General features: G+C 60.3%; 11 protein-coding genes, 3 tRNA genes and 1 rRNA gene. 6 read left to right on the top strand and 9 right to left on the bottom strand.

Translation table 11 applies throughout. The features are described 5' to 3' along the window. Positions 1-205 precede the first annotated feature (205 nt). Together B5G28_RS13505 and B5G28_RS13500 are read left to right on the top strand one after the other, a co-directional pair. Positions 206-1,006 (top strand): aldo/keto reductase, encoded by an 801-nt coding sequence (locus B5G28_RS13505; RefSeq protein ID WP_087249640.1) that lies wholly within the window; start codon positions 206-208, stop codon positions 1,004-1,006. Between the two features lie 69 nt (positions 1,007-1,075). Next, positions 1,076-1,255: a hypothetical protein gene (locus B5G28_RS13500; RefSeq protein ID WP_087249638.1), complete on the top strand. Its 180-nt coding sequence runs from the start codon at positions 1,076-1,078 to the stop codon at positions 1,253-1,255. A 124-nt stretch (positions 1,256-1,379) separates the two neighbouring features. On the opposite strand, the gene B5G28_RS13495 is transcribed toward B5G28_RS13500, so the two are convergent. Genes B5G28_RS13495 through B5G28_RS13485 form a run of 3 tightly spaced genes read right to left on the bottom strand, consistent with a single transcriptional unit; the run spans position 1,380 to position 3,823 of the window. Next, complete coding sequence (locus B5G28_RS13495; protein ID WP_087249636.1) at positions 1,380-1,529, bottom strand: FeoB-associated Cys-rich membrane protein; 150 nt, start codon at positions 1,527-1,529, stop codon at positions 1,380-1,382. A 16-nt stretch (positions 1,530-1,545) separates the two neighbouring features. Continuing rightward, on the bottom strand, positions 1,546-3,597 hold the full coding sequence (gene feoB / locus B5G28_RS13490) for a ferrous iron transport protein B (protein ID WP_242967630.1): 2,052 nt from the start codon (positions 3,595-3,597) through the stop codon (positions 1,546-1,548). Beyond that, positions 3,590-3,823, bottom strand: a complete 234-nt coding sequence (locus B5G28_RS13485) for a FeoA family protein (RefSeq protein ID WP_087249634.1) — start codon at positions 3,821-3,823, stop codon at positions 3,590-3,592. The genes feoB and B5G28_RS13485 overlap by 8 nt, the downstream gene beginning before the upstream one ends. A 226-nt stretch (positions 3,824-4,049) precedes the next feature. Between B5G28_RS13485 and B5G28_RS13480 the strand changes: the two genes are divergently transcribed. Beyond that, a complete protein-coding gene (locus B5G28_RS13480; RefSeq protein WP_087249632.1) occupies positions 4,050-4,628 on the top strand; it encodes a hypothetical protein in 579 nt (192 codons plus the stop codon). Positions 4,629-4,760: 132 nt separating this feature from the next. On the opposite strand, the gene B5G28_RS13475 is transcribed toward B5G28_RS13480, so the two are convergent. From B5G28_RS13475 to B5G28_RS13455, 5 genes are all read right to left on the bottom strand, one after another. After that, positions 4,761-4,836, bottom strand: a tRNA-Thr gene (locus B5G28_RS13475). 3 nt (positions 4,837-4,839) lie between these two features. Continuing rightward, positions 4,840-4,916 (bottom strand) — tRNA-Asp (locus B5G28_RS13470). 177 nt (positions 4,917-5,093) lie between these two features. Beyond that, positions 5,094-6,038 carry a phosphatase PAP2 family protein gene (locus B5G28_RS13465; protein WP_087249630.1) on the bottom strand — a complete coding sequence of 315 codons (945 nt, stop codon included), beginning with the start codon at positions 6,036-6,038 and terminating at the stop codon, positions 5,094-5,096. A gap of 114 nt (positions 6,039-6,152) precedes the next feature. After that, positions 6,153-6,228 (bottom strand) — tRNA-Trp (locus B5G28_RS13460). Positions 6,229-6,283: 55 nt separating this feature from the next. Continuing rightward, positions 6,284-6,754 (bottom strand): Rrf2 family transcriptional regulator, encoded by a 471-nt coding sequence (locus B5G28_RS13455; protein ID WP_087249628.1) that lies wholly within the window; start codon positions 6,752-6,754, stop codon positions 6,284-6,286. Positions 6,755-6,878: 124 nt separating this feature from the next. Between B5G28_RS13455 and B5G28_RS13450 the strand changes: the two genes are divergently transcribed. Both B5G28_RS13450 and B5G28_RS13445 read left to right on the top strand, forming a co-directional pair. Then, positions 6,879-7,184: a rhodanese-like domain-containing protein gene (locus B5G28_RS13450; RefSeq protein ID WP_087249626.1), complete on the top strand. Its 306-nt coding sequence runs from the start codon at positions 6,879-6,881 to the stop codon at positions 7,182-7,184. A 54-nt stretch (positions 7,185-7,238) separates the two neighbouring features. Beyond that, positions 7,239-7,667: a hypothetical protein gene (locus B5G28_RS13445; RefSeq protein ID WP_087249624.1), complete on the top strand. Its 429-nt coding sequence runs from the start codon at positions 7,239-7,241 to the stop codon at positions 7,665-7,667. Between the two features lie 94 nt (positions 7,668-7,761). Here the strand turns inward: B5G28_RS13445 and aroD are convergent, their stop codons facing one another. Then, positions 7,762-8,520 (bottom strand): type I 3-dehydroquinate dehydratase, encoded by a 759-nt coding sequence (aroD, locus tag B5G28_RS13440; RefSeq protein WP_087249622.1) that lies wholly within the window; start codon positions 8,518-8,520, stop codon positions 7,762-7,764. A gap of 548 nt (positions 8,521-9,068) precedes the next feature. On the opposite strand from aroD, the gene B5G28_RS13435 reads away from it, so the two are divergent. After that, positions 9,069-9,145, top strand: a 16S ribosomal RNA gene (locus B5G28_RS13435); the annotation flags it as partial.

The raw sequence follows: 9,145 nt of genomic DNA, 5'->3' as shown, positions 1-9,145 counted from the left end.
GGTTGCGGTGCCCTGTTTCTGCTTCAGGCGGCGCAGCTCCCTCGCAGAAAACAGACCGCTGTCCCTGCTCCGCCTCAGCTGTTTCTGCCGCAGGCAGCGCTTCGGCTGCGCAGCCAGCGACAGCTACCTGTTTCATTCACTGGATGCGGTCGCCGCCGCTGCCTTTGCTTACTTTTCTTCCAGAAAAGTAAGAGAAAGGGGAAAGATGGAGTATTTTGAGATCGGGAACGGGGTGCAGATGCCGGCGCTGGGCTTTGGAACCTGGACGCTGCGGGGTGAGGAAGGCCGCCGGTGCATCCGGGAAGCTTTGGAAGTGGGCTACCGGCTTCTGGACACCGCCCGCATGTATGAAAACGAGGACGTGGTGGGACAGGCCCTCCGGGACAGCGGCCTGCCCCGGGAAGAAGTGTTCCTGACCACCAAGCTGTGGGAGCCCAGCAACAGCTACCAGAAGGCGAAAGCGGACATTGACCGCTCGCTGAAAACTCTGGGAACTGACTATGTGGATCTGCTGCTGCTCCATGAACCCTACCCCGAGTCGGAAGAAATGTACCGGGCCATGGAGGAGGCTCTCCGGGCCGGAAAGGCCCGGGCCATCGGGGTGTCCAACTTCAATCAGGAGGAGTACGACCGTCTGGCAGAGCGGTGCAGCATCCGCCCCGCCGTGAATCAGGTGGAATCCCATGTGTATTATCCGCGGCTGACTCTACAGAAGGATCTGGCGGCCCGGGGCACCCGGATGCAGTCCTGGGCGCCCTTCACCGAGGGGCGGCGGGATGTTTTTCATGAGCCGGTGCTGGTAGAGATCGGGGCGGCCCACGGCAAAACCGCCGCCCAGACGGCGCTGCGGTATCTGGTGCAGAACGGCATCGCCGTCATCCCCAAATCCGCCCACCGGGAACGGATGGAGGAAAATTTTTCGATTTTTGATTTTGCCCTCACCGGGGAGGAAATGGCCCGGATCGGGCAGCTGACGGACGGGGTATCCCTGTTCGGCTGGCCCTGAGGCCGGGCCGCTGCACACCAAAGCAGGCACAGAAGAAAGGACGGGTAACCATGAAACAGTATCTGGCGTTTGACATCGGGGGTACCTTTTATCAAATACGCCCTCATGGGGGAGGACGGGAGCTTTCTGGAAAACGGCAAGACTCCTATCCCCGCCGACAGCCTGGACCACCTGCTGGACACCATGACGGAGATCGGGGCCCAATTCGAGGGAAGATTTGAGGGCGTGGCGGTGTCCATGCCGGATTGATACCGCCACCGGCATCGCGCACACCGGCGGCGCCCTTTGGTTTTTGCTGAGCAGCATCTGATCCAACAAGAAAAGCGCCCCGATGCCGTCAAGGCATCGGGGCGCTTGTGCGTTTCAGGAAATTTCAGCGGCACTGGTCATGGTAGGGGCAGTGGGAAGAACAGCCGGCACAGCCGCCGCCCTGCTTTTTGCGGCGGCGGATGCGGGCCAGCGCCCAGCCCAGCCACAGGCCCAGAGCCAGCAGAATCAGTGCAATCACAAGGAGGGAACCCATGGGCGCATCCTCCCGGTTACAGGATCAGCATGCCGACCTGGTAGACCAGGAAGGTCACCACCCAGGCCACCGCCAGCTGGAAAGCGGCGGTAAAGACCATCCAGGTCCAGCTGCCCGATTCCTTGCGGATGGTGCCCAGGGCGGCGGCGCAGGGAATGTACAGCAGGCAGAAGATCATCAGGCACAGGGCATTGAAGGAGCCAAAGCCGATCCCCTCCAGGGCGGCGGCAAAGGCAGACATGCCGGCGGGGGAGCTGGCGTTGACGATGCCGAACAGCACCGCACAGCTGGACACCACCACTTCCTTGGCCGAGATGCCGGCAATGAGGGCCACCGCAATCTGCCAGTAGCCCAGGCCGATGGGGGCAAAGAAGGGGGTGAGGATTTTGCCCAGAACGGCGCCGAAGCTGTCGGCCATGTCGGGGGTGTAGCCGCCGGGGCCGAAGTTCAGCACCACCCAGATGATGAGGGTGGCGATGAAGATGGTTGTGCCGGCCTTTTCCAGGTAGTCCATCACCTTTTCCCAGACGTAGATGGCCACGGTGCGGGCGTCGGGGAGCTTGTACTCGGGCAGCTCGATGATGAGGTAGTTGGCGTGATCCTTTTTGCGGTCCAGCAGGTGGAGCAGGGCCGAAATCAGGATGGCCACCAGGATGCCGATGAGGTACATGGAGTAGGCCACGATCATGGCATGATCCCCAAAGAACATCTCAGAGAACAAAATGTAAATGGTCAGCCGGGCATTGCAGCTCATGAAGGGGGTCACCAGCATGACCTTGAGCCGGTCGTGCTGGTTTTCCAGGGCGCGGGAGGCCATGATGGCCGGCACCGTACAGCCGAAGCCCAGCAGCATGGGGATGAAGGCCTTGCCCGACAGGCCCATCTTGCTCATGATGCCCTCCATCACATAGGCCACCCGGGCCATATAGCCGCTGTCCTCCAGCAGAGCCAGGCAGAGGAACAGGATCAGGATGTTGGGCAGGAAGGTGACAATGGTTCCCACGCCGGCGATGATGCCGTCCACAATCAGGGAGGTGAGAACGTCCCCGGCGTGGATGGCGGTGAGGCCCGCCAGGGCTCCGTCCGAAATGGCCCCGATGGCCAGTTCCAGATAGCCTTTCAGCCAGTCGCCCAGGGTGAAGGTCAGGAAGAAGATCACCGCCATGATGCCGAAGAACACCGGAATGCTCCAGACCTTGCTGGTGAGGATCTGGTCGGCCTTTTCGGTCAGGACGTCCTGCCGCTCCTTGTGGATCAGGACTTCGTCGATGATCTCGCCGATGAAGTCGTATTTCTGGTTGATGATGTCCGACTCATAGCTGCGGTCCAGCACCTGGGGCAGGTCCACCGGATATTTCTGGGTGATTTCCTGGTCTCCCTCCAGCAGCTTGATGGCGTGCCAGCGGTAGTTGGTCAGGCTGGGGTACCGGTGCTGCAGCTCGGGGATGATCTGGTCGATCTTGTCCTCGATGGTGTCGGAGTACACCATGGTGTATTCCGTGTGATGGTCGTGCTGGTGGTGGGACTCGGTTCTGTGCTGATGGACCAGCGGGTCAGGACCGGTGCTGTCCTTGTGGTGGGCCGCTGCGTGAAGCAGGGCGTCCAGGCCCCGGCGCTGCCGGGCCGACACCGGAATCACCGGCACGCCCAGCATCTCGGGCAGGCGGTGGAGGTCGATCTCCATGCCCCGCTTTTCCACAATGTCCATCATGTTCAGGGCCATCACCACCGGCTTGCCCAGCTCCAGCAGCTGCAAGGTCAGGTACAGGCCCCGCTCCAGAGCCGAGGCGTCCACCACGTTGATGATGACGTCCACCTCGCCGCTGAGGATGAACTGGCGGGACACCGTCTCCTCCATGGTGTAGGAAGTCAGGCTGTAGGTGCCCGGCAGGTCCACCAGGTGGATATTGAGGCCGTGGTGCTTGATGGCGCCCTCCACCTTTTCCACCGTGACGCCGGGCCAGTTGGCCACCTTCAGGTTGGCGCCGGTGTAGGCGTTGAACAGGGTGGTCTTGCCGCAGTTGGGGTTGCCGATGAACCCGATGGTCATTTCATGCTGTTCAGGCATCCAGCTCACCCTCCCTTACTTCAATGTTTTGGGTAATGTTGTACCCCAATGCGAAGCGGGTGCCCCGCAGTTTGATGATGAGAATTCCTTTTCCTTTCCGGTTCAGCACCGAGATGGGGGTCTGGCGGGTCATCCCCAGAGCCTCCAGCCGGCGCTCCATCTGAAAGGGCAGATGGATGCTCTCCACAATATAGGTCCGCCCAATCTGCGCGTCCTTTAAATACATCTTTCACACCTCCCAATCGGCGGGAGTTGTACGCGTTTAACTTCCGCCATCCCTTATATTACAAAGAAGAACCCCATTCGTCAATGGGGGCAAACCGTTTTCTTTGGGGGAAAGAGCTGCCCGGCGGCGGAAAATTTCACCCTTTGGGGATGCAATTTCCCGGCGGGGCCGAACGTATCCAGAATAAGAGCTAGGAGGCGGCGCAGCCGCAGAAAGGAGAAACCCTATGGCAGTTCAGCGCAGAAAAAAGGCCGGGGCGGCTGCCCTGGCCCTGGCAATGGTGCTGTGTACGGCCACCGCCTGCGGGCAGGCAGGCCCGTCCAGCCAGGAAACCCCGGAATCCCAGCCGGCCCAGGTCCAGGCGGAGCCGGAATCCACCGAGCCCGGCGAAGTCACCGACGGGGAGATCATCGCTTATTTTGAGACGTTCCAGCAGGCGGCGGCCGCAGGAGAGCGGGAGAAGGTGGCGGAGATGTTTCTCTATCCCAAACAGCTGCAGCTCCCCGGCCAGGAACTGACCTATGTGAACTCAGCGGAGGAGTTCCTGCCCTATTATGACCAGGTGTTCACCGCGGAGTTCCTGGAGCAGATCGCCCAGATGGAGCCGGACGCCTTTGTCCGGGAAGGCTCCACCATCGGCTGGGGAGACGGAGCCGTTTGGGCCCGGACCTACGACGGCCAGCTGACCATGGCGTCGGTCTTTGCCTCCCGGGAGGACCGGTATCTGGCCTACTATGAAGGCAACGACAACGAACTGGAAGCAGAGGGCCAGACCAGCCCCGCTTCCCCGGCACAGCCAGAATAAGACATCCCATGCCCCCGGCCCCGGCCGGGGGTTTTTCATTGAGCCCGGAAAGGGAACAGGGGAAACGCCCGCTTTTCCCCAAAACGCAAAAAAACACCCCTGAAGTTCTGTGACTTCAAGAGTGCTGTGCTCTGGAGCTGCTATCCAGATTTGAACTGGAGACCTCATCCTTACCAAGGATGCGCTCTACCAACTGAGCTATAGCAGCATATGGCGACCCGGATCGGGCTCGAACCGACGACCCCCAGCGTGACAGGCTGGTGCTCTAACCAACTGAGCTACCGGGCCATACTCTCTGATGGCCGCCGGCGTCTGACCGCCGGAACGTGACTTATTATACCAGCGCGGGGCGGGATTGTCAAGCCTGAAATGCAAATTTTTTTGATTTTGCAGAAATTAGACGAAAACAGACGAATCAACGAAAAAAGCCTCCCCGAAGGGAGGCGAAAAAACCGGAGAGAGACCTCAGCGGGCCTTGCGCTGGAGCCTGCAGATGAGGGCGGGCACCAGGGCGGTGACGTAGAAGGCCAGCAGTGCACAGCTGACAAAGGCGGCCCAGAGGGGGCCCATGATGCCGGTCAGGGCCAGGGGCAGCAGCTTGTAGATCAGCAGCATGGGCAGCAGGGCCAGAGTGGCCAGGATAAACTGTCCGGCGCTGCGGTGGTCGGTGGAGAACTGGAGCCACCGGCGCTCGATGAGCCAGCCGGGGAAGAAGCCAAAGACCATGCCCGCCGCCATGAAGCCGTCCTCCTTCATGATTTCGGGGTCCACCAGAAGGACGCCGCTGACGTAGTCCATGGGATAGCTCTTGCACTCAAACCAGAGGACGGCGGCCAGGGCCAGAACGGTGCCCACCGCCGCCACCTTCAGGTCAAAGCTGGGCTGACGCTCCAGCCGGGCCAGGATTTTGCTGTTGAGCCACAGATAGCCGCAGGTTAAAGCCAGGCTGACCAGGACATCCTGGGGGGTGTGGACCCCCAGATAGTTCCGGGAAAAGCCGGTGAGCAGGATCATAACCGCCATCAGGACCGCCAGCCAGCGGCGCTTTTTGCCGTACCACAGGCCCACGCTGCCGTAAATGGCGGCGGCGCTCTGGGTGTGGCCGGAAGGGAAGGAATAGCCGGTGGCGGTATCGATGGCGTTGGTGACCGGCTGAATGCGGGGGTCCCGCACCCAGGGGCGGTAGACGCAGGCGGTGAGCTTGAACACCTGGACCAGCAGACTGCTGCCCACATAGTTGAGCATCAAAAAGCTGCCGAACCGGCGGTCCACCGCCCAGAACACAAAGGCCGCCACAGCAATGGTCAGGGAACTGGCGGCCAGTTCGCTGATCAGCTCCATCGCCGGGGTCAGCAGCCAGCCGGCCGCCTCCCGCAGGCGCTGCAAAAGCAGCAGATAGGCAAGATCCATAAAACGCCTCCTTGCGCTTGAAAAAATACCCGCCCCCTCCCTGCCGGGGAGAGTCTGGGCCAAACGCCGGGCGGATAAAACAAAAAAGCACAGCGCCGGCTGGCACTGTGCTCTTGGCAGGGGTAGTAAGTCTCGAACTCACGGCACGCGGTTTTGGAGACCGCTGCTCTACCAACTGAGCTATACCCCTATACACCCGGCATTCGTCGAATGCCAGATTATTATAACCAATCTTTCGGCAAATGTCAAGAGTCTTTTTCGGGCAAATTTCGATTTTTTGCGCAGGCGCAGGCTCCGCCGGAGGCCTCCGCCATGCTTTTGGCGATGTCGGCCAGGGTGACGCTGTCCAGATACTGGTTGATGACCTCGTCCAGTCCCGCCCAGAAGGGCAGGGTGGCGCACTGGTCGGACAGCGGGCAGGCGTTGGTTTCGCTCTCAAGGCAGGGGATGGGGGCGACGCTCCCCTCCATGGCGGCGATGATTTCGCCGGCGGTGGTTTCGCTGGGGTCTTTGACCAGACGATAGCCGCCCTGGCTGCCCCGCTCGCTCTTGACCAGGCCGGCCCGGGCCAGCGGCGTTACCAGCTGTTCCAGGTATTTCAGGCTGAGGTGCTGGCGCTCGCTGATCTCTTTCAGGGGCATGGCACGCCCGGTGCCCGAGCAGGCCAGCTCCGCCATCAGGCGCAGGCCATACCGGCTTTTGGTGGAAAATCGCATCCTTGAACCTCCTTGTCTGGATGTGTTCAGTATAGCACGGGGAGGGAAATTTGAAAAGCCTTGTGAAAACAAAAAAGGTTTGTTATCATAAGATGGAAAAGAAACGAGAGAGGAGGAAAGAACAATGGTTCAAAAGATTACCCCCGCCGCAGCGCGGCGGATGATGGAGGCGGGAGAGGCCGTCCCGGTGGATGTCCGGGAGCCCTCGGAGTACGCCGCAGGCCACATTCCGGGGGCGCGGCTGCTGCCCCTGGGCAGCGTCCGGATCAAAGCGGCGGACGTGATTCCCGATCAGGAGGCCGCCTGGCTGATCTATTGCCGCAGCGGCCAGCGCAGCGCCATGGCGGCAGCTCAGCTGGAGGCTATGGGATACCACAACCTGTACGATCTGGGCGGCATCATGGCCTGGCCCTACGAAGTGGAGCGCTAAGATGAATCAATCCCTGTCAGGGGAAACGAAAGCAGAAAGGAACGGGTGAAGGGTATGGCCTACCATGCCAGAGACTTTGCCGGGAGCCATTGCGGCTGCCGGTACCAGCAGGACTACCGCCCCACGCTGGGCCGCGACGGAAAAAAGGAGTCGGGTACGCTGGAAGTCATCAAGTTTTATTATGACGGAAAAATCCGGTTTGAACAGCACTGCTACGGCGAGGCGGCCACCTTTGTGTTCGGCGCCTGGGCCGAGCGGATGGATGAGGACGGCACCCTTCATTGGCTCCGCCCCAAAACCGGCTACTACAATGAGGAGTATCTCCCCAAAAAGCTGACCAGGGTGGATGAGGCGGGCAATCTGTATTTTGACGGCACCGTCTATCCCTGGAAGCTGGCGGACGACTTCACCGAGGACCCCCGGTGGGGCTATCCCCGCTGGAAGGTGGCCCTGGGCAAACTGACCGGCCGGGGCCGCGACTGACCGCCCTGAATCCCTGAAAGAAAACGGACCGCACCCCTGCCAGAGCGGGAGAGGGCGGTCCGTTGCTTTTGTCTCTTACATATAATAGGGAAAATCAGGACAGGGCCAAACGGTCCAGGATGGGAGCCAGGACGTCCAGCTCGATTTGGCCCGGGGCGCTGGCCTTGCCGGCGCAGGCAAAGGTCATGGCCGAGCCCATGGCCTCGCCGCAAATCCGGCTGACCCCGCCCAGGGCCCCCATGCTCATGGTGATGACGGGGGTTTCGGGGTGGAGATCGGCCATTTCGGCGGTGGCCTCCAGCAGAGACAACACGTCCCGGCGGTTCTGGGGCATAACGGCCAGTTTGGGCAGATCGGCCCCGGCGGCCTGCATGGCGCAGAGCCGGGATACCATTTCCTCCCGGGAGGGAGTCTGGGCAAAGTTGTGGCTGGAACAGACCACCTTGACCCCATGGGCGTGGGCCTCTGCAATCAGCCCGGGCAGAGCATCCCCGGCGGGGAGGAACTCCATGTCCAGCAGATCGGCACAGCCGCTCTCCCAGACCCGGCGGCAAAAGGCAGTGTATTCTTCAAGGGAGGCGTCGGCCTCGCCGCCCTCGGCCCGGGTGCGGAGGGTGACCAGAAGGAGCTTGTCTCCCAGCACCTGACGCAGTCCGGTGAGACAGCGGCTCAGCGCTGCGCTGTCCCGCCAGCTTTCAAACCAGTCGGCACGGAATTCCACGCAGTCCACTTTCAGACCGGCAAACGCCCGGCCCTGTTCCAGGACGGCAGACTCGGTCTGCTCCACAATGGGCAGAATGATTTTGGGCCGGCCTTCTCCAATCCGGCAGCCCCGCACAGTGATAGAGGACATGATAACCCACGCTCCTTTTATTTTATAAGATCATGCCGCCCGCCCCAAAAGAGCGTTCGCGCGGCGGAGATATTCTCAGGAATCTGTTGAGATAAAGCAGTTGGAAAGGAGCCCGGCGGCCTGCAAAACAGGCGGAGCAGGGACCTCTCTTATTTATATAGAGAATACCTGTATCATAATGGGGGATAGGGGGCGTTGTCAAGAAAGTTTTCCGGCTTGCAAAAAAAGTTGAAAAAAGGGGTTGACAAAAAGAGGGAAAGGTAGTACTATATGTGAGCGCCCTGACGGGGCGGCCCACAATGCGAAAAGAACTGAAAAACACTTCGAAAAAAGTGCTTGACAAGTTCGAAACGCTGTGGTAAAATAAACAGGTCGCCAGCCGAGAGGCCGAGCGGGCAGGACCTTGAAAATTGAACAATATCGAATACTTGTAACGGAACCTTTAAAGTGTTGGAAACACTTAAAATTCCAAAAAGTAATTCATGCAGGACGCAAGCGATTGCGTGCTGAGGATTGGATTTAAACACTGTAAAGTGATTAAATATCATTTTATAAAGAGTTTGATCCTGGCTCAGGACGAACGCTGGCGGCGCGCCTAACACATGCAAGTCGAACGGAGCTTGAG

The organism is Faecalibacterium sp. An77, from assembly GCF_002161315.1.
Taxonomy (GTDB): Bacteria; Bacillota; Clostridia; order Oscillospirales; family Ruminococcaceae; genus Faecalibacterium.
This window is presented reverse-complemented; position numbering and strand designations above follow the sequence as displayed.

Coding starts and splice junctions, on each gene's coding strand:
- B5G28_RS13505 (WP_087249640.1), top strand. CDS start 206: ATGGAGTATTTTGAGATCGGGAACGGGGTGCAGATGCCGGCGCTGGGC.
- B5G28_RS13495 (WP_087249636.1), bottom strand. CDS start 1,529: ATGGGTTCCCTCCTTGTGATTGCACTGATTCTGCTGGCTCTGGGCCTG.
- feoB (WP_242967630.1), bottom strand. CDS start 3,597: ATGCCTGAACAGCATGAAATGACCATCGGGTTCATCGGCAACCCCAAC.
- B5G28_RS13485 (WP_087249634.1), bottom strand. CDS start 3,823: ATGTATTTAAAGGACGCGCAGATTGGGCGGACCTATATTGTGGAGAGC.
- B5G28_RS13480 (WP_087249632.1), top strand. CDS start 4,050: ATGGCAGTTCAGCGCAGAAAAAAGGCCGGGGCGGCTGCCCTGGCCCTG.
- B5G28_RS13465 (WP_087249630.1), bottom strand. CDS start 6,038: ATGGATCTTGCCTATCTGCTGCTTTTGCAGCGCCTGCGGGAGGCGGCC.
- B5G28_RS13455 (WP_087249628.1), bottom strand. CDS start 6,754: ATGCGATTTTCCACCAAAAGCCGGTATGGCCTGCGCCTGATGGCGGAG.
- B5G28_RS13450 (WP_087249626.1), top strand. CDS start 6,879: ATGGTTCAAAAGATTACCCCCGCCGCAGCGCGGCGGATGATGGAGGCG.
- B5G28_RS13445 (WP_087249624.1), top strand. CDS start 7,239: ATGGCCTACCATGCCAGAGACTTTGCCGGGAGCCATTGCGGCTGCCGG.
- aroD (WP_087249622.1), bottom strand. CDS start 8,520: ATGTCCTCTATCACTGTGCGGGGCTGCCGGATTGGAGAAGGCCGGCCC.